Here is a 20,182-nt window from a genome sequence, read left to right on the forward strand (position 1 = left end):
TCCTATATATTTTCCAAATCCAGGACATCTTTATTCTTGATCAAGTAATCGACGCCGCTTAAAACCGTAAGCAGGACGGCGATGTAAAACAATACGACGCCGATGTTTTCGGGAATAGGCGGTGAGAATAAAAGGGCAATTAAAGATGCCAGTTGCGTAATGGTTTTGATCTTTCCGAAGGGGCTCGCGGCAATGGTTACATTGTCGGATGCGGCCAATATGCGAAAGCCCGTAATGGCCAATTCTCTGGCGACGATAATAATGACGCCCCACGCGGGAATAATGCCTTCTTCCACCAGCATGATAAAGGCCGAGATCGTGAGCACTTTATCGGCCAAGGGATCGAGAAATTTTCCGAAGGTGGTTACGAGATTGTATTTTCGGGCCAAGTGGCCGTCGAGAAAATCCGTAAAGGCTGCCACGCAAAAGACGAGCGATGCAAGAAGGCGTGTGGCCGGTGTATTTAATAAAAAAAGAATGACAAAAACCGGCACCAAAAAGAGCCGCATAATCGTCAGCTTATTTGCAATGTTCAAGATAATCACCACCTAAATCATATGCCGTAGACTCGGTAATTTCAACTTTAATAAAGTCGCCGACGGCCAAATTTTCATCCGAGTAAATCAGTACCATGCCGTCGATATCCGGCGCGTCTAAATAGCTCCTGCCGATGGCTCCGTCTTCGGTGACTTCCGTAACCAAAACTTCCAAAACGCGGCCGATCTGTTTTTCCATGAGTTCTTCCGACTGTTCCATTTGCGCCGCCATAAAGGCCTCGACGCGGGCTTCTTTTCGATCATCGGGGACTTGATCTGCCATGGCGGAAGCCGGTGTGCCCTCCTCCCGAGAGTAAGCGAAGGCGCCGGCGCGCTCCAAGGGATAGTCGTTTAAGAAATCCAAGACCTCTTGAAAATCCAACTCCGTCTCGCCGGGAAAGCCCAATAAGAAGGTGGAGCGTATGGCGATGTCAGGTATGGCGCGGCGAAGGCGCGTAATTAACGATTCGATGGCGCGGCGATCGGTCTTTCGATTCATTCGCTTTAAAACGGGATCCGCCACGTGTTGAATGGGAATGTCGATGTAGGGAAGAATTTTCGGGTTGTCCCGCATTTCTTCAATAAGTTCATCGTCGAAGTGATCGGGGTAGGCGTAAAGTATTCGCACCCAACGCAGGTCCTCGATGGTTCTTAATTCCTTTAACAAATCCACCAGAGCATATCTGCCGTAGAGGTCGATGCCGTAGTCCGTCGTGTTTTGGCCGATAAGAATGACCTCGCGAGTGCCCCTTTTAACGAGATGGCGGATTTCATCCACTATATGCTCCATGGAGCGGCTGCGGTTGTTTCCCTTTAGGTAGGGAATGATGCAGTAGGCGCAGCGGTTGTTGCAGCCTTCCGAAATTTTTACGTATTCGGTAACGGACACCTCTTCCCTGCGGGCGTCTTCGATATAGTCGTTTTCAAGGGCGGCGGCATAAATAGGCTTTTCGTGGTTTTCCGCCTTTAGAATGGCCTCATTGATGGAGCGAATATGCCCCGGGCCGATGATGCCGTCGGCTTCGGGAATGGCTTCCAAAAGTTCATCGGGGTAGCGCTGGGCCAAACATCCTGCGAGGAGCAGGGTTTCCAGTTTTCCCGATTCCTTTAGTTTGGCTAAATCCAAGATTGTGTCGATGGATTCTTCCTTTGCGGCATCGATAAAGCCGCAGGTGTTGACGACGATCACCTCGGCCTCCATCACTAGATCCGTAAAGGCAAAGCGAGACTCGTCTAAGACGCCGCGCATTTGTCCGGAATCGATGTCGTTTTTGGAACAGCCTAAGGTGACGATGGACACTTGTTTCATATGTTCTCCTGATTTTCTTTCATATTTTCGATTTGTTCTTTTGTCATGAGTAATTTTCGCGGTTTTGTGCCCTCATTGGGGCCGACAATGCCCATTTCTTCGATTTGATCCACGATTCGGGCCGCTCGTGCATAGCCTATCTTCAACTTCCGTTGAATAAAAGAGATGGAGGCCTGCTCCTGAGTCAGGATAATGTCCACGGCATCGTACAAGAGGGGATCTTCATCGGTAAAGGACTTTTGCACCTTCTTTTCCATGGTGTTCAAGGCTTCTTCGTCGTACTCCGCGTCATCCGTGTGCTTTTTCACGAACGCGAGCACATTTTCCACTTCCTGATCCGATACAAATGCCCCCTGCAGCCGCTTCGGCTTCGGAAAACTCGAGGGATAAAAGAGCATGTCCCCTTTCCCGAGAAGTTTTTCCGCCCCGGACATATCTAAAATCGTGCGGGAGTCGATGGAAGAGGACACGGAAAAGGCGATTCGCGAGGGAATATTTGCCTTGATGGTCCCGGTAATGACATCTACGGACGGGCGCTGAGTGGCGAGGATCAAATGGATGCCCGCCGCTCTGGCCATCTGCGCCAGGCGGGTAATGTAGTCTTCCACTTCTTTCGCCGCCACCATCATTAAATCGCTTAATTCGTCGACGACGATGACGATCTTCGGCATGGTCTTTTCCCCTGCCGCCTTCATTTTTTCGTTGTAGCCCGACACGTCGCGCACGCCGGTTTCCGCAAAGGCCTTGTAGCGCTTTTCCATTTCGTCCACGGCCCAGGCCAGGGCGAAGGCCGCCTTCTTGGGATCCGTCACGACGGGGATCAAAAGGTGAGGAATGCCGTTGTAAATCCCGAGCTCAACGACTTTCGGGTCAATCAGGATCAGGCGCACGTCTTCCGGCGCGGATTTGTATAAAATACCCATTAATATACCGTTAATGCATACGGATTTTCCCGAGCCCGTCGCCCCTGCGATTAAAAGGTGGGGCATTTTGTCGATGGACGAAACGATGGCGTTTCCGCTAATATCTTTACCCAATGTGAGGGGAACCGATGAATCCAGGTCTTCGAATGCATCGCTTTCGATGATTTCTCTTAAATGGACGCTGTCTTTCACTTTGTTGGGTACCTCGATGCCGATGGCGCTCTTCCCCGGAATCGGCGCTTCGATTCGTATGCCGGGGCTCGCCAAGGACAGGCTTAGATTGTCGTGAAGGGAGACGATTTTTGAGATCTTCACTCCCGGAGAGGGCTCCAATTCGTAGGACGTAATGGTGGGGCCGCGGTTAATGGCGCGCACCCGGCAATCCACATTGAAATTATCCATGACCTCTTGAATAATATCGGCATTTTTTCGAATGTCCCCGTCTCCTGCAGTGGGGCCTGCACTGGGTTTCTTTAATAATTTGATCGGCGGAAAATGGTAGATGGTTTCCTCAACTTCCGTCTGCATATCTTTTGCAAAAGCTTCTTTTTCCGATTCGTTTAATGCCTCCGCGCGCTTCGGTTGTTCCTCGGCAGCGGGGCGATAGTCGCGAATTTCAACAGGCTCTTCCCGTTTTTTTTCGGGAGCGAATTCTTTAAATGCGTCGGCACCGGAAGTGATCGGCTTCTTCGCCTTTGTCTTTTTCGTCGAAGGCTTCTTTTCCTCTCGAAGCGCGGCCTTTTCTTTTTCACTCTTAAGCTTTTCTCGTTCCGCTTTCTTTTCGCGGAAGGTGGCGGCTATTTTCTCTTTCGTCCTATCCCGACGCTCTTTCGACGGCAGGTGATAGAGCATGAAAAATGCAATTAGAGCCAATACCGTACGGCTTCCCACGGTGCCTAAAAGGCCGACGAAGAGGCGTGCAAAATTTTCACCGAGAAAGCCCGGATCCACATAGGGCCCGGTGAGATTTATTCGCGCGTCCCAGCTTAAGCTCGGGCGCGTCGGGTCGTAGGTAAATAAAATGGCCATGAGAAAGACCGTAAGGCCTAAGCCCAAAACCTTCATCTTGGTCTTTACGTCCCAATCGGTGATGAAAAATAAACCGATGACGAAAAGAAGGGCGCAAAAAACCGGACCGACCTTTCCGAATAAAATTCCGATGGCGGAAGAGGTCAGGTCCCCGAAAACGCCCATTTGCTCACTGTACAGGCTCAACATGGAAAGTATGGACAATATGATGATGAGGCCTCCGATCATGTAGGCCCTTTGTTGGCTCTGAGCGGCGGTCTTTTTTTTCGTGGTTTTTCTTTTTGTCGGCAAGGAAACCCTCATTTCTCAAATATATGTTCGGATTTATTATAACATAATTCCCGCCTCTCTACCTAATTTTAACGCAGACCCGTGTGGCCGAATCCCCCTTCGCCTCGCTCGGTTTTCGAAAGCGCATCCAAGTTGTCTACCTGAATCCAATCCGCCACTTCATAGGCCATAAATACCATCTGCGCGATGCGGTCCCCGTCTTCGATGGTCACCGATTCATCGGATAAATTCACGACGAGAATGCCAAGTTCGCCGCGGTAGTCGCTGTCGATGGTTCCGATGCCGTTAATTAAGGTAATGCCTTTTTTCAGAGAAAGGCCGCTTCTCGCCCTTACCTGGCCCTCGATGCCCTTGGGAATCTCGAAGTAAAGGCCCGTGGGAATCATGGCGCGTTCAAGAGGCTTTAAAGTCTTCGGTGCGTCTAGATTGGCGCGCAAGTCCATGCCGCAGGCGCCGTCGGTTTTGTAGGAAGGAAGCGGATGGTGGGATTTGTTTACTACTTTTACCTTCATAGAATCTCCTTTATGAAAAAAACCGCCGAAGCGGTTTTCTGTGCTATTTATTTTCTTTGTTTTCGTTCTTTTTTTCTACGGAGCCTTGTTTCCGTTCCGGTTTCGGCAAAAGTGCTTTTCTGGAAAGGCCGATCTTTCCCCGATCCAGATTCATGACCTTGACTTTTACCTTATCTCCTTCTTTCAATACGTCGTCCACGTTCGCGATGCGCTTGTGGTCGATGTTTGAAATGTGGAGCAGCCCTTCGCGGCCCCAAAGGATTTCAACAAAGGCGCCGAAGTCCACGACCTTGGTAACCGTTCCTTCGAAAATTTCGCCCACTTCCAATTCGTGTACGATGTCTTCGATAATTTTCTTTGCCACGAGAGCGCCCTCGTCGTTGGCAATGATGGATACGCGTCCGTCGTCTTCGATTTCGATTTGTGCGCCGGTTTCTTCCGTAATCTTGTGGATGACCTTGCCGCCGCTACCGATGACTTCGCCGATCTTATCGGGATCGATTTGAAGCCCGGTAATCTTCGGCGCATAGGGAGAGAGTTCTTCTCTCGGCGCCGCAATGGTGCCTTTCATGTGGGCCAAAAGTTCCATGCGGGCGTCGTTGGCCTGTTTCAGTGCGCGGGCCAAGATCTCTCTGGATACGCCGTCGATTTTAATGTCCATTTGAAGGGCGGTAATGCCTTCGGAGGTACCCGCCACTTTAAAGTCCATGTCGCCGTAGTGGTCTTCCAAGCCCTGGATGTCGGTTAAGATGACGGGATCGTCGCCGTTGTCGATAAGACCCATGGCGATGCCTGCCACCGGCGCGTGAATGGGCACACCGGCGTCCATTAAGGCCAAAGTGGATCCGCAGATACTCGCTTGGGACGAGGAGCCGTTGGATTCCAAAATTTCGTTGACGACGCGAATGTAGTAGGGGAATTCATCTTGCGAGGGAAGCACGGGAATTAAGGCGCGTTCAGCCAAATTGCCGTGGCCGATTTCGCGACGACCCGGGCTTCTCGGCGGGCGCGTTTCGCCGACGGAGTAGGACGGGAAGTTGTAGTGGTGGACATAGCGCTTCGTGTATTCGGGATCCAAGCCGTCGATGATTTGGCCTTCCGTTAAAGCCGCCAGGGTGACGGAAGTGAGGGCCTGGGTTTGACCGCGGGTAAAGAGGGCGCTGCCGTGGACGCGAGGCAAAAGGCCGACTTCCGACGAGAGCGGGCGAATTTCAGTAAAGCTTCTGCCGTCGCTGCGCTTTCTGTCCACGAGAATCTGTTTTCTGAAGATTTCTTGCGTCAAGCCTTCGAAAATCGTATTGACCTGAACGTCTCTGTAATCTTCTTTTTCTTCCAAATCGGCGATAAGGGCGTCTTTGATCTTCGTCAGTTCGTGACCCTGTTCCGTTTTATCGGCGATCCAAAGGGCTTCTTCCACCTTGTCGTAGACCGCATCGTAAATGGTCTTCTTATAGTCTTCGTCGATAACCAGGCGTTCATATTCCATGTTTTCTTTGCCTACTTCATCGACGATGCCGTCGATAAAGGCGACCAGCTTTTTGATTTCTTCGTGGGCATTGAAAATGGCGTCCAGTACGTCGCTTTCTTCCAGTAAATCCACTTCCGCTTCCACCATCATAATGGCATCGGCGGTGCCGGAGACGGCGAGATTTAAACGAGAGCGCTTTTGATCCTCAACGGAGGGATTCAAGACCATTTCTCCGTCAATGTGGCCGACGCGCACGGAACCCGTGGGCCCTTGGAAGGGAATGTCCGAGACGGACAGGGCGATAGAGGAGCCGATCATGGCTAAAATATCCGTGGGATAGTTGGGATCGTAGCTGAGTACCGTGGCCGTCACTTGAATGCTGTGATGGTAGTCCGAGGGAAACAGAGGGCGAATGGGGCGGTCGATGAGGCGACTGGTTAAAATGGCATTGGTGCCGGGGCGCCCTTCCCGCTTGTTAAAGCCGCCGGGAATTTTGCCGGAGGAATAATATTTTTCTTCGTAGTCACAGCTTAAGGGAAGAAAGTCCGCGCCTTCGCGGGCCTTGGTCGATGCCGTAGCCGTTACGAGAACGACGCTTTCCCCTTGTCTCACCCAACAGGCACCGTTAGCTTGTTTGGCGACTTTTCCGATCTCTACATGCAGAGGCTCGTTATTTAACATCGTCGTATATGTTTTATACATGTCACTCTCTTTTCTCTATAAAGAAAGAGCGGTCGCCCGCTCTTTAAAATCCTGTCTTAACCTCTGATTTCCAAACGTTCGATAAGGGATCTGTAACGTTCTACATCCTTGTTCTTTAAATAGCGGAGCAGGTTCCGTCTCTTACCGACCATTTTCAAAAGACCTCTACGAGAGTGGTGGTCTTTTTTATGTTCTTTTAAGTGTTCGTTCAGCGTATTAATGGTGTAGGTTAAAATAGCTACTTGAACTTCCGGAGAACCGGTGTCCCCTTCTTCTCTTTGATACGCTTTGATGATTTCTTGTTTCTTTTCTTTCGATAACATAATGTCCTCCTAATTAAAATTCGGTTTGACTAAGTAAGCGTCGAGGATCGACAAACTGAGCCAAACTAACAATACTCGAGTATTTTACCATTAATCGGCTATTTTGTAAATTCTTCCCGGGAAATTCGCTCGCGAATATCGGACAAATCCTTGTCCATGCGCGCCTTCAATGCCTCCACGCCGTCGAAGGCTTCTTCCGGCCGAATGAATTCCAAGAGAGCCACGTCGATAATTTTTCCGTAGAGGCTGTCCCCTTCGTAATCGTAGAGATAGGTTTCCACCTTGATCCCCTGTTCATCAAAGGTCGGGTTGGTGCCGATGTTTGTGGCGCCGTAGTAATATATCTCGTCTACGGTTACGCCGGTAAGGTAGACGCCGTATTTCGGCACGACGTAATTGGCGTTATATAGAATATTTGCCGTGGGAATGCCGATGGTACGGCCCAGTTGCTTGCCGGGAACCACCTTGCCTCGAATGGTAAATGGCCGCGTTAAAAGGACTCGGGCAAGCTTTACGTCCCCTTCTTTTACCGCAGAACGAATGCGCGTGCTGGAAATGGCTTCATCCTCGTAAGTGACGGCTTTTTTTACGGAGAGGGCGATGTCATTCGCCTTGCAAAGCTCATCCAAGGTAGTTACATCTCCGGAGGCCTTAAAACCGAAGCGATAATCGTAGCCGACGACGACGCCTTTGGCCTTTAAGTGGCCGACTAAAAAATCCGTAACGAAAGCTTCCGGGCTCATGCGCATAATCCGCTTGGTAAATTCGATTTCGTAAATTATATCGATGCCCATTTCACGAAGAATGTCGTGTTTTTGAGAACGCGAGGTTAAAAGTTCCTGAGAAATGCCGTCGGTCGTGTTTTTCGTGTGGGTCTTAAACATAAGAACGGAAGATCGGCAATTTAATTTCTTTGCCATCTCTACTACTTCTTCGATCAAAGCTTTGTGACCGCTGTGTAAACCGTCGAAATTTCCTAAAGCGATGGTCGCCTCTTGGGAAATTTCCGAGTCTAAATCGACTTGTATAACCTCCATAAACACCTCAAACTAATACTTTTTTCATGCAAACATTCGTCGTGCCATCTTCTTCCTTCACGATGCCCAGGCCCACAAAGACATCCCCTGCGTAAATCCGATAGATGGGGGCCTTTTCCACGGGAAAGGAAATTCGCGTGGACATGCCGTTGGTCATGGGCTTTAATCGCTTTGCGGGCAAATGAATCGGCGGAAGATGGTCGAGAAGCCGGTCCATGGGAAGCAATAGGCTTTTTCGCGCATCGAGGGGCATGGCCTCCAATGCCTCGATGGTGTAGGAACCGTCGACGGTGGTGTTTCCCACAGACACGCGGCGAAGATCCGACATGGTGAGGAAGCAGCCGGCCGCCACGCCGATGTCGTCTAAAAGTGTGCGGATATAGGTACCGGAAGACACTTCCGCCAAAAGGCTGATCTCTGTGTCGCCGCGTTCTAAACAGGCAAGCTTCGTCACGGTAATGGGCCGTTTCTTTCGCGGAACGCAGATGCCCATGCGGGCGTAGTCGTAGAGCTTTTTGCCCTTGTATTTCAGCGCCGAGTGCATGGGCGGCAATTGAAGCTGCTCCCCCGTAAATGTCCGGAGAATATCGTCGAGATTGTCGGGAATCGGCACATCGCTTCGGGCATAGACCACGCCCGTCGTGTCTCCCGTGTCCGTGCGAATGCCTCTTACCGCTCGGGCCAAATAGGCTTTTTTATCGTCGGAGATGTACTCCGCCACCTTTGTGGCCTTGCCGATGCAGATAGGCAGAAGGCCCGTGGCCATGGGATCCAGTGTGCCCGTGTGGCCCACTTGCTTCGTTTCGTACAGACGGCGCATTTTCTGTACTACGTCGTGAGAAGTCCAACCTGCAGGCTTATCCACTAATAAAATACCGTTCATCGATCCCTGTTTTCTATCTTTTCCCGCACCAAGGCTTCCACCTTGGCCAGGACATTTTCGAGACTGTCCCCTTGGGACGCGCCGGCTGCGCGGATGTGGCCGCCGCCGCCGAAGACGGAAGCAAATTCCGTGCAGTCCAAATAGCTTTTCGAGCGGAAGGACAGCTTCACTTCGTCGGCCTTTTCTTTCAGGAAAATCGCCATTTCCACGCCGTCGATGTTCCGCGCCTTTTCTACGATGCCTTCAGTTGCATCCTTCGCAGCGCCGGTGCGTTCCATGTCCTCTAAGTGGCATATGGCGAGGGATACTTTTCCGTCGGCCATAAACTTCAGATCGGACAAGACGCGGGCGTGGAGGGCCAGCTTTTCTTTCGACATGGACTGATACACGGATCGAACCACGACATTGTGATCGCAGTCGGCGTCATAAAGGGCGGCGATCATGCGGTGGGTGTCTCCCGTCACGCTGTCGTATTGAAAGCTCCCCGTGTCCGTGGAGATCGCCGTGTAAAGCCCCGTGGCCATGGCAGGCGTGAGCTCAATGTCCATGGCTTCAAACACCTGAAAGAGCACTTCGCCCGTAGAGGTCGCCTTCGGCAAGACGCAGTTTAAATCGGCATAAGCATCGTTGCTCATGTGGTGATCGATGTTCACCGTATAGGCGGCCTTTTCAAAGAGCGCCTCGCCTTTGGTGCCGAAACGATGGACGTCCGACGAATCCAAGGCGATTAACAGAGGCAGGGGCTCATGGATCGAGTCGATGTCAACCCGCTCTTTTGTGGAGGGCAAAAAGGCAAAGTCTGCCGGCACGTCGTCATTTGAGACGTAGATCACCTTTTTACCCATGCCTTTTAAACAGCCCCACATAGCTTCCAAGCTTCCGAGATTGTCGCCGTCGGGACTCTTGTGGGAAATTATCCCCACAACCTCCGCGTCCTCAATTCTTTTCTTTAATTGCTCGGCGAATGCCTTGATATCACTCACCGCGATGCTCCGATTCCATCACCTTATTGATGGTCTCTTCCAAGGCCATGCCCTTTTCGATGCTTTCGTCCAGCTCCAGAATCAGCTCCGGCATGGCTCTTAATTTTAAGCGACTTCCCAGCTCTTTTTTCATAAAGCCTTTGGCGCTTTCAAGGCCTTCCATGGCATCTTTTTTTGCCTCGTCGTCGCCGAAAATGGAAATCCCTACGGTGGCGTAAGAGAGATCCCGCGTGACGGAGACGAAGGAGACGCTGGTTAAGGGAGGGATCCGAGGATCTTTCAATTTGTTTTGAATGATGTCGGAGAGTTCCCTCTTCACTTCTTCTGAAATACGGTGAACTCGTTTATCCTTCATGTTAAATTTCCTTCTTAATTTCTTTTTCGATATAGCATTCCAGCAAGTCGTTGACTTGAATGTCGTTGAAGTTTTCCACCATGAGGCCGCCTTCGTACCCTTGAGCGATTTCCTTGGCGTCGTCTTGGAAGCGCTTCAACGAAGAGATGGGGCCTTCGTGAATAATCACGTCGTCGCGCAGGACTTTAACGAATGCTTTTCGTGCAATTTTTCCCTTGAGAACGTAAATACCGGCGACGATGTCGTTGGAGGGAAGCTTGAAGGTTTCGCGAACCTCGCAGCGCCCCAGAACTTCTTCGGTGATTTCCGGTGTCAACATACCGCTAATGGCATTTTTCACGTCGTTTAGGATGTCGTAAATGACGCGATAAGTGCGCACATCCACTTCTTCTTGTTTAGCCAACTCGATGGCGTTAATGTTCGGGCGTACATTAAAACCGATGACCAAAGCATTGGACGCGGAGGCCAGGTTAATGTCGCTTTCATTGATTCCGCCGGTGCCGGAGTGAATGATGTTTACTTGCACTTCATCCACATCTTCGTTGTCGTTTAATTTCAAGAGGGATTGGTTCAGCGCTTCTACCGTCCCCTTGACGTCGGCCTTGACGACCAGGTTCAGATCCTTGAGCTCGCCTTCTTTGATCTTGTCGAAGAGATTGTTCAGGGATACCTTGTTCTTGGAGGCCAGCTTTTCTTCCCGTTCGTGGGCGATGTTTCTCGCGGCAATTTCTCTCGCGGTCTTTTCATCTTGAACGGCATAGACCGTATCCCCTGCGTTGGGAACGCCGTCGAGCCCCAGAACCACAACCGGAGTGGCCGGACCGGCCGTCTTCAAGCGCTTCTTCTTGTCATCGGTCATGGCCCGAATGTGGCCGTAGCAGGTACCGCTGACGATATAGCTGTCGCTGGTTAAGGTGCCCTTTTGCACGAGAATGGTAGCCATGGGGCCCTTGCCCTTGTCGAGACGGGCTTCCACAATGGTGCCGATGGCCAGGCGATCGGGATTGGCCTTCAGTTCCAATACTTCTGCTACGAGAAGCACCATGTCGAGAAGCTCGGGAATCCCTTCCTTCGTCTTTGCAGAGACTTCGACCATAATGGTGTCGCCACCCCAATCTTCGCAAACCAGGCCTTCTTCAGTTAATTCCTGGCGCACGCGATCGGGATTCGCGCCTTCTCTGTCGATTTTATTAATGGCGACGATAATGGGCACGTCGGCTGCCTTGGCGTGGTGAATCGCCTCTCTCGTTTGCGGCATGACGCCGTCATCGGCTGCGACGACGAGGATGGCGATGTCCGTAATGGACGCCCCTCTGGAGCGCATGGCCGTAAAGGCTTCGTGACCCGGCGTATCCAAAAACGTAATCAGTTTGCCGTTGGCCGAAACTTGGTAGGCGCCGATGTGTTGGGTAATGCCGCCGGCTTCCGATGCGGTGACGTGGCTCTTTTTAATGACGTCCAAAATCGAGGTTTTGCCGTGGTCGACGTGGCCCATAACCGTAACGACCGGCGGTCGTTCCACCAAACTGTCTTCGGGATCTTCCTGATCTAAATTGTAGATCTCTTCGATATTCGAATCCGATTCGGAAATAAATTCGATCTCGATAGAAAGTTCGTCGGCTAAAATTTCAATGACATCCCGATCGATGGATTCGTTTTGTGTCGCCATAACACCTAATCCGATTAATTTTGTTATAACTTGTGCCAAGCTGATGCCGACTGTGTCGGCAAATTCCTTCACCGTTAAGGGTGCCTTGATCTTAATAGCCCCGTCCCCCTTTACATCTTCCTTCGCCATACGTTCTTTACGCTTTTGGCTTCTGGACTTTTTCTTCGGCGCCTTGGGTTTTTCAAAATCTTGAACCCGTTGGCCGCCCTCTTCCCTGTTGCGCGCTTTTTTCGCTTCTTTTTGTTTTTTCTTCTTGTTCTTCTTTTTATCGGAATGCTTGCCGCCCGTGCCGTCTGAAAATTGCTTTTCTTCGTGAACATTCACGTCCTCTGCGCTCTTTTCAGGCTCTTTGCGTAAAGGCGTAGGCGCTTCTTTGGCCGCAGCCGGTTCCGCTTGTTTGCGGGGTTTTTGCGGCTCTTTTTTTTCTTCGGATTTCTTCGGCATCTTCTCTTCTTTTTTCGGCTTCGACTCCTTGGTCTCAGGCGCAGGTTTTTTCACAGGTGCCGCTTCCTGTTTTTTCTCTTTCTTCGCCTTGGTTTCGGTATCTTTCTTTTCCGGTTCGTTTTCGCCCGTACTCTGGGCGCTTTGCGCCTTTCGGATATAATTCAAAAGATCCTTTTGCTGCTCTTCAGTTAAAGTACTCATGTGACTTTTCACGGTAATATCCGCCCGGGCCAGAATTTCCATTAAATCCTTGCTGGCCATGCCGTATTCCTTGGCTACCGTATACACTCGTTTGTTCGACATGAGAACACCTCCTTAATATAAGGGGTTTATAGATCTGAAAGTGATTTGCGCAGCGATTCAATGGCCTCTTCGGACAAATCTTTGCCCAATGCCTTATAGATGGCCTTCGATTTAATCGCCTTATTTAAACACTTTATATCTTTACAAACATAAGCACCTCTGCCGTTTGCTTTTCCCGTTTCATCTATAAAAACCTCTTGTTCTTTATTTTTTACGATTCGTGTGAGCTCTTTTTTCGGTTTCGATTCTGAACACCCGACGCATTTGCGCAAGGGCACTTTTTTTGGCTTGTTCATGGATGAATCCTCTTACTCATCTTCTTTCGCTTTCTCCGCTTCTTCTTCGTAATCTTCTTCCGAGGACGAATCCGCGTCTTTAAATAGATCCGATAAGTCCATGCCCGTTAAGCCGCCGATGCTGGCGAAATTATCGGCCTCATTGGATTCGATTTTTTCTTCGACGGGAGAATATTCATCTGCCGCTGACACGTCCGGCGCCTCGGCTTGGGTATTTTCGAAGTAGGTTCTGAAGTCGTCTGCATCCATTCCCAAAGAATCCAGGTATTCGTCAAATTGGGTTTCGGATTTTATGTCAATCTTCCAATTGGTCAATTTCGCTGCCAGACGTGCGTTTTGGCCTTCCTTGCCAATGGCCAAGGACAGTTGATAGTCCGGAACCACGACCATGGCCGATTTCTCCCGTTGATTGATGAAAACTTCCACTACTTTCGACGGGCTCAAGGCGTTGCCGATAAAGGCGGCAATGTCTTTTTCCCAAATGACGATGTCAATTTTTTCATCGTGGAGCTCGTCGACGATGGTCTTCACGCGGCTGCCTTTAAATCCGACGCAGGCGCCCAGGGGATCCACGTCCTCGTCCTTGCTGAACACGGCGATCTTCGTTCGGCTTCCGGCTTCTCTCGCAATGGAAAAGATTTCGACGATGCCGTCGTGAATTTCCGGTACCTCCAGTTCAAAGAGGCGGCGCACCAGATTGGGATGGCTTCTGGAGAGCACGATTTGCGGCCCTTTGGGCTGCTTATTTACTTCCAGTACCAACATTTTGTAGCGATCGCCTTGGTGGTAGGACTCCCCTTGAATTTGCTCCGATACGGGCAAAATGGCTTCGGTTTTTCCTAAATCCACAAAGACATTGCCTTTGGTCACTCTTTGTACGTCACATGTAATGATTTCATTTTCCCGATCGGCGTAATCGTCGTAAATCACGTCGCGCTCGGCGTCTTTGATCCGTTGAATGACGACTTGTCTCGCCGTTTGTGCAGCGATGCGGCCGAATTTTTCCGGATCGATTTTTTCGTAATAAATGTCGCCGATTTCGAGCCTCGGGTTTTCTCTTCGCGCATCTTCCACGGCGATTTCCGTGTTCTCGTCAAAGACTTCATCCACCACTTCTTTTTCGGCGGCCAGGGAAATTTCTCCCGTATCCCGATTGATTTCAACAATGACATTCTGTGTCGTTCCGAAATTTTTCTTGTAGCTGGACACAAGAGCCGTTTCCAGGGCCTCGATAATCACGTCTTCCGGGATTCCTTTTTCGCTTTCCAATTGCTTCAGAGCTAAAATAAACTCTTCGTTCATCGTTTTTTCTTTGCCTCCTAAAATTCAATGACCTGTCGCATTAATGAGATGGATTTTGAATCAAAGGTGACAATATTTCCATCTTCTGTGCGGATATCCACGGTGTCGTCGCCGTAGTCCGCTAAAATACCTACATATTCTTTTTGGTCGTTTACTTTTTTGTACAGGTGAACCTCGACCTTTTTTCCCATGTTCCTGCGGTAATCATCTTTCGTGCGAATGGGCCGATCCAATCCGGGGGACTGAACCTCCAGGGTATACTTGCCTTCAAACAAATCCTTGTCGTCGATCATGTCTCCTACGGCACGGGATATATCGGCGCAGTCGTCGATTTGCACCCCATCGGGATGATACACCGTAATTATAATGCGCGACGGATTTTTGTTGGTGATGGCAATTTCCACCACCTCATACTCTCGCTCGGCGGCCGCTTTTTCCGCCGCCTCCGAAACAATCGCGCGTACTTGAGAATGTTTCAAGAACTCACCTCCCATAAAAAACTAGAGTGGTGGACCCACTCTAGTTCTACTCGTCTATCTTTTCTTTAGTATATCACATTTTGGCACTATCGCCAATAAGATCCATCATGCTTAACTGGTTATCTTTCGGGATTCCTTGAAGGGCGCCGTGGGCTTTCAGGGTCTCTACGACGGTTTTCGACGCGCCGCTTCGATTCACCATGTCTTCAACGGAAAGGAAGGGCTGTTCGTTCATGGCCTCATAAATTTCCTTCGCCACCGTATGGCCGATCCCCTGAAGGGAACTGATGGGCAGAAGCACCTTGTTTTCGTAGACGGAAAATTTCTCGTAATGAGAGGCACCTAAGTGAATGGGCTCGAATTCGTAGCCTCGCGCCATCATTTCCAATACGACTTTCAAAATAGGGATTTCAGACAGTTCCGCTTTCGTCGCCTCGTCGTTTCCTTCGATCCATTCAACACGCTGTTTAACGGCGTCATAGCCTTGAACCAAAAGGTCGCCGTTTAGGTCGGAAAGTTTTGTCGTAAAATAGGCGGCGTAAAAGGCCAGCGGGTAATGAACCTTGTACCAGGCGATGCGAAGACTGGTCATGACGTAGGCCACCGCATGGGCTCTGGGGAACATGTACTTGATTTTTTCGCAACTTTCAAAGTACCAACTCGGCACGTCCAATGTCTTTAACACGTCCATGTATTTTTCGGGAAGACCGCGTCCTTTTCGTACAGCTTCCATGGTGTCGAAGGCCACTTTGTTTTCCGCACCGGCAATAATCAGGTAGTTCATAATATCTTCCCGCGTACTGATGACTTCGGAGATCGTCGCCTTACTTGAGTGGACGAGATCCTGTGCATTTCCCGTCCACACGTCGGTGCCGTGGGAAAGGCCTGAAATATTGACCAACTCGCCGAAGGTGGCGGGCTTCGTGTCCATGAGCATGCGCACGACGAAGTCTGTGCCGAACTCGGGAATCCCCAGGGTGCCCGTAGGCGACGAGAATAGGGATTCGTCGACTTTTAGCGCGTCGGCGGATGTAAACAGGCTCATGACTTCGGGATCGTCCATGGGAATGTCTTCCATGGCCACGCCGGTTAAGTCTTCCAACATGCGGAGAATTGTGGGCGCATCGTGGCCAAGGATGTCCAGTTTTAAAATATTTTCGCTAATGGAGTGGTAGTCGAAGTGTGTGGTAATGACGTTTTTCTTCTTCTCATCCGCCGGATACTGAATGGGCGTGAAGTGGTGAATGTCTTCGTCTTTCGGCACGACCATTATGCCGCCCGGGTGTTGGCCGCTTGTCCGCTTCACTCCTTCGATGCCCTTTGCCAAACGCAGGATCTCCACGGGGTTTTTCTGAAGATTGTTTTCTTCGGTAAATTTCTTCACCAGGCCGAAGGCGGTCTTTTCCGCCAAGGTACCGATGGTGCCGGCGCGGAAGACGAAGCCCTCGCCGAAGTAATCTTCGATGAATTTGTGGGCGGTGGGCTGATACTCCCCGGCGAAGTTTAAGTCGATGTCCGGTTCTTTGTCGCCGTAGAAACCTAAAAAGACTTCGAAGGGAATTTTATGGCCGTCGCGAATCAATGGCTCGCCACAGACCGGACAGTTTTTTCTCGGCAAATCGAAGCCGGTGCTCACTTTTCCGTCGTCGATAAATTCACTGTGTTTGCACTTGCTGCAAACATAGTGGGGCATAAGGGGATTGACTTCCGTGATTCCCGTCATGGTGGCGACAAAAGAGGAGCCGACGGAGCCACGGGAGCCGACGTAATAGCCGTCGGCGTTGGATTTTTCGACGAGCTGTTGGGCGATTTTGTACATGACCGCGTAGCCGTTTCCGATAATGCTTTCAAGCTCCGTGTTCAGGCGATCTTCCACTATTTTCGGCAGGGAATCGCCATAGATTTCCCGCGCCCGTTTAAAGGCATCGGCCTTTAAATCCACGTCGGCATTTTTAATTTTCGGCGGAAATTTCCCCGAGGGAATGGGCGGAAATACCTCGATGGAATCGGCGATCTTTTTTGGATTGTCGATGACGACGGCTTCGGCATCGCCTGCGAGAAAAGAAAAGGCTTCGAGCATTTCGTCGGTGGTCATAAAATAGGCGCCGCCATTTGTAAAGGGACGGCCGCGGAATTTCGAGTATTCCAATATCTCGAGAAATTCGGCATTCTCTTTGTTCATATAGCGCACGTCTGAAGAGGCGATGACGGGAATATCCAGGCTTCGGCCTAAATCGAGCAAGTCGCGAATCATGGCTTTTCCGTCTTCTTCGCTTCGCAACAGACCGTCGGCATAGGCCCGCTCGTAGCGAGATACGGGCGCCACCTCAATGTAATCCAGAATGGACGCGATCCTCTTGAGCTCATCGTCCGACGCGCCGCGCAAGTAGGCGTCGATTAGTTCGCCCCCTTCTCCCCCGGAGCCGAGAATAAAGTTATTCTTCGATTTCAGCACTTCCGATTTCAACATGCGGGCCGTTCGGAAGAAGTGATCCATGTGCGAGGCGGAGATCAAGTGGTACATGGCCGTAAGTCCCTCGAGATTTTTCGGGAAAATCGTGAGCTTCGTCGGAAATGATTTTTCCGGCGACTTCGGTTTTAGGCGATTGAGATCCTCAGGATTCTCGATGCCGATCTTCGCCGCCATGGCCTGAAGCTGAATAAAGAGCTCCGCCGTGGCCTCGGCGTCGTTGACGGCGCGGTGGGCGCCCTGCAAATTGATGCCGAAGCGCTTCGCCAAGGTGCCTAATTTATAATTTTTCACCTGAATGTCCAAGGAACGTGCCAGAAGCAAGGTGTCGATGGTGGCATAGGGGACTTTTCCCTTCCGCCTGAATTCGATAAACCGCGAGTCGAAGGAAGCGTTGTGTGCAACCAAAATGCTGTCGTCGATAAATGCCTCAAAGCGAGGGAGCACCACGTCGATGGGATCGGCATCGGCCACCATGTCGTTTGTAATGTGGGTTAATTCCACCACCTTCGGCGGAATGGGCTGCATGGGATTCACGAAAGTGGAGAAGCGATCCACGATGCGACCGTCTCGAATTTTCACGGCGCCGATTTCCGTCACCTCGTCGAAGCGCGGCGAAAAGCCCGTAGTCTCTAAGTCAAAGACCACGTAACTTGCCCCGTATTGAGCGTTCCCGGGGTTTTTAAAGATATGCTCTCCGTCGTCCACCACATCGGCATCCACGCCGTAGAGAATGCGAATGTCGTGCTTCTTTGCAGCGCTCATGGCATCGGGATAGCCCTGCACCACATTGTCGTCGGTAATGGCGATGGCCTCGTGGCCCCAGGCCTTGGCCTGCTTCGCGAAATCGTCGATGGTGTTGGTGCCGTCCATATTGCTCATTTTCGTGTGGACGTGCAGCTCGATGCGCTTTTTCGCGCTTTTGTCCTCCCGTTTTTGCGTGGGAACCACCTTCATATTTCGCGCAACGACGCTTTCCCTGCGGTCGAAACTGTCGAAATCGTATTTCCCGTGAACGGAGACGGTCTTTCCCTTGGAAAAAGTTTGAGCAAAGGCGTCGGCTTCCTGATTTTTTACAAAAGCCTTCACATTGGTGCTGTCCGTCCCGTCGTAAAGGGAGAGGATAAACAGGGTTTTGTCGTTTTTTATGGGTCGCTCGTCGAAGTCGAAGACGGATCCCGTAATGGTGACGGTCTCACCGACGCGACAGTCGCCTATGGGCGTCGGGGGTTCAAATTTATTTTTTCCGAACTGGTAAACTTCGTCGCTCTTCGCCTTTTCCTTCGCCGCAGGCGCTTCGATCTTTATGCCGTCGCTGAACACCGATTCTTCGCTCTCGATCAACTCGTCCAAAGCACTCAATTCGCAGTCCCCGTCCGGACAGGCGCATTCCAGGAAATAGCGCCGACCGGTGATTTCTTCGAGCCTGCTTTCGATGTGCATGGAGAGGACGGTCTTTTCCACTGTGGCGTTGGGCACATGAAGCGTAATGCGGCTTTCCTTCATGATAAAACAGTCACGCTCGAGCCAAGCATCGGATGCGGTAATGGAGGCCTTTAAAAAATTATAGATTTCATCTTCCGTGTACGCCGCCCGCTCCGCTTGCTTTTCCCGGTAATTTGTCTTGACCGCAAGGGTGGGATAGCATTTTTTCAGAAGCGTTTCAAATTCATCGCGCCAATCCCCTTCTTCACAATCCATTTCCAGTGTCAAACCGGCAAGCGTCCGATTATAGATCACTTTTTTTATGGGCAGGGATTTATTTAAAATAAAATCCATCAAAGCGCGCTCTGATGGATGGGTGTTTTTGTCGATCAACGGTGATCCCTTTCTATTAAGTCGATAAGAGCGTCTAATAGATGCGCTTCGTCAACGGTTTCCACGACTTCGCCTTTTTTAAAGATGACGCCGCGACCATTTCCGCCGGTGATGCCGTAATCCGCCTCGCGGGCTTCGCCGGGTCCGTTGACGCGACAACCCATAATGGCGATTTTTCCTTCGAAATTCAAGGCCTTAAAGCGATCTTCCGCATCCTTAACCAAATGAATCAAGTCGATTTCCGTGCGTCCGCAGGTGGGACAGGCGACGATGTCGATGCCCTCGCGCCTGAGGCCCAAACTCTTCAGTATGGCCTTGGCACAGTGCACTTCATCGACGGGATCGCCCGTTAAGGAGACCCGCATGGTATCGCCAATGCCCTCTTCAAGTAAGGTACCCATGCCCACAGCCGATTTCACGATGCCGTTCATGCCGGCACCGGCCTCGGTAATGCCCAGATGAAGGGGATAATCGCTGACGCGGGAAAATTCCCGGTAGCTTTCGATGGATTGACGCACGTCCGAGGATTTTAAAGAGACTTTAATGGCGTCGAAACCGAATTTTTCCAGTGTGGCGATTTCATCCAGTGCTGATTCCACGATGGACTTGGAGTTCACGCCACGGTATTTCTCGATGAAGGCCGGCTTCACAGAACCCGAGTTGACGCCGATGCGGATAGATACGTTCCGCGCCTTTGCCGCATCCGCCACTTCTTTCACCTTCCAGGCCTCGCCGATATTTCCCGGATTAATGCGCAAACCGTGGACGCCGTGCTCCAATGCGTAAAGGGCCAGGCGATAATCGAATTGAATGTCGGCGATGACCGGAATGGAAATGGCGGGAATGATTTGATCCAAGGCTTCTGCATCCTCGAGATCATTGACCGCTACGCGGATAATGTCGCAGCCTGCATTTTCCAGTCGATGAATTTGATCGATGGTGGACACCGCATCTTTCGTCTTCGTGTTGGTCATGGACTGAATGCTAATGGGAGCGCCGCCGCCGATTAATACGTCGCCGACAGCGATTTGTCTCGTGTGTTTAGACAAG

At 50.8% G+C, this 20,182-nt stretch carries 16 protein-coding genes; all 16 read right to left on the reverse strand.

Going from position 1 to position 20,182, the window contains the following annotated elements; translation table 11 throughout:
- Positions 1–2: 2 nt before the first annotated feature.
- The gene (gene pgsA / locus OCV31_RS07180; RefSeq protein WP_148473847.1) at positions 3–536 is read right to left on the reverse strand and encodes a CDP-diacylglycerol--glycerol-3-phosphate 3-phosphatidyltransferase; all 534 of its coding nucleotides are present in this window, start codon (positions 534–536) and stop codon (positions 3–5) included.
- A complete protein-coding gene (rimO, locus tag OCV31_RS07185; protein ID WP_148473849.1) occupies positions 520–1,845 on the reverse strand; it encodes a 30S ribosomal protein S12 methylthiotransferase RimO in 1,326 nt (441 codons plus the stop codon). The genes pgsA and rimO overlap by 17 nt, the downstream gene beginning before the upstream one ends.
- Positions 1,842–4,025, reverse strand: coding sequence for a DNA translocase FtsK (locus OCV31_RS07190; protein WP_267303865.1), 2,184 nt, complete (start codon positions 4,023–4,025; stop codon positions 1,842–1,844). Before OCV31_RS07190 ends, rimO begins: the two co-directional genes overlap by 4 nt.
- A 131-nt stretch (positions 4,026–4,156) precedes the next feature.
- Positions 4,157–4,600, reverse strand: a complete 444-nt coding sequence (gene dut, locus OCV31_RS07195; RefSeq protein WP_148473853.1) for a dUTP diphosphatase — start codon at positions 4,598–4,600, stop codon at positions 4,157–4,159.
- 43 nt (positions 4,601–4,643) lie between these two features.
- Positions 4,644–6,770 (reverse strand): polyribonucleotide nucleotidyltransferase, encoded by a 2,127-nt coding sequence (locus tag OCV31_RS07200; protein ID WP_148473855.1) that lies wholly within the window; start codon positions 6,768–6,770, stop codon positions 4,644–4,646.
- 56 nt (positions 6,771–6,826) lie between these two features.
- Positions 6,827–7,093 carry a 30S ribosomal protein S15 gene (rpsO, locus tag OCV31_RS07205; RefSeq protein WP_108831746.1) on the reverse strand — a complete coding sequence of 89 codons (267 nt, stop codon included), beginning with the start codon at positions 7,091–7,093 and terminating at the stop codon, positions 6,827–6,829.
- Positions 7,094–7,191: 98 nt separating this feature from the next.
- A complete protein-coding gene (locus OCV31_RS07210) occupies positions 7,192–8,130 on the reverse strand; it encodes a bifunctional riboflavin kinase/FAD synthetase (RefSeq protein ID WP_148473857.1) in 939 nt (312 codons plus the stop codon).
- Between the two features lie 7 nt (positions 8,131–8,137).
- Positions 8,138–9,013 carry a tRNA pseudouridine(55) synthase TruB gene (gene truB / locus OCV31_RS07215; RefSeq protein WP_148473859.1) on the reverse strand — a complete coding sequence of 292 codons (876 nt, stop codon included), beginning with the start codon at positions 9,011–9,013 and terminating at the stop codon, positions 8,138–8,140.
- The gene (locus tag OCV31_RS07220; RefSeq protein ID WP_148473861.1) at positions 9,010–9,996 is read right to left on the reverse strand and encodes a DHH family phosphoesterase; all 987 of its coding nucleotides are present in this window, start codon (positions 9,994–9,996) and stop codon (positions 9,010–9,012) included. The genes truB and OCV31_RS07220 overlap by 4 nt, the downstream gene beginning before the upstream one ends.
- Complete coding sequence (gene rbfA, locus OCV31_RS07225) at positions 9,989–10,351, reverse strand: 30S ribosome-binding factor RbfA (RefSeq protein WP_108831742.1); 363 nt, start codon at positions 10,349–10,351, stop codon at positions 9,989–9,991. Before rbfA ends, OCV31_RS07220 begins: the two co-directional genes overlap by 8 nt.
- Before the next feature lies 1 nt (position 10,352).
- On the reverse strand, positions 10,353–12,767 hold the full coding sequence (gene infB, locus OCV31_RS07230) for a translation initiation factor IF-2 (RefSeq protein ID WP_148473863.1): 2,415 nt from the start codon (positions 12,765–12,767) through the stop codon (positions 10,353–10,355).
- Positions 12,768–12,793: 26 nt separating this feature from the next.
- On the reverse strand, positions 12,794–13,063 hold the full coding sequence (rnpM, locus tag OCV31_RS07235) for an RNase P modulator RnpM (RefSeq protein WP_148473865.1): 270 nt from the start codon (positions 13,061–13,063) through the stop codon (positions 12,794–12,796).
- A gap of 12 nt (positions 13,064–13,075) precedes the next feature.
- Positions 13,076–14,365, reverse strand: a complete 1,290-nt coding sequence (gene nusA, locus OCV31_RS07240; protein WP_148473867.1) for a transcription termination factor NusA — start codon at positions 14,363–14,365, stop codon at positions 13,076–13,078.
- 17 nt (positions 14,366–14,382) lie between these two features.
- Positions 14,383–14,844: a ribosome maturation factor RimP gene (locus OCV31_RS07245; RefSeq protein WP_267303866.1), complete on the reverse strand. Its 462-nt coding sequence runs from the start codon at positions 14,842–14,844 to the stop codon at positions 14,383–14,385.
- A gap of 73 nt (positions 14,845–14,917) precedes the next feature.
- Positions 14,918–19,132, reverse strand: a complete 4,215-nt coding sequence (locus tag OCV31_RS07250; protein ID WP_267303867.1) for a PolC-type DNA polymerase III — start codon at positions 19,130–19,132, stop codon at positions 14,918–14,920.
- Positions 19,129–20,181, reverse strand: a complete 1,053-nt coding sequence (gene ispG, locus OCV31_RS07255) for a flavodoxin-dependent (E)-4-hydroxy-3-methylbut-2-enyl-diphosphate synthase (RefSeq protein WP_394800647.1) — start codon at positions 20,179–20,181, stop codon at positions 19,129–19,131. The genes OCV31_RS07250 and ispG overlap by 4 nt, the downstream gene beginning before the upstream one ends.
- Position 20,182: the final 1 nt, after the last annotated feature.

The sequence above is a fragment of the Aedoeadaptatus acetigenes genome, from assembly GCF_025566985.1.
GTDB lineage: Bacteria > Bacillota > Clostridia > Tissierellales > Peptoniphilaceae > Aedoeadaptatus > Aedoeadaptatus acetigenes.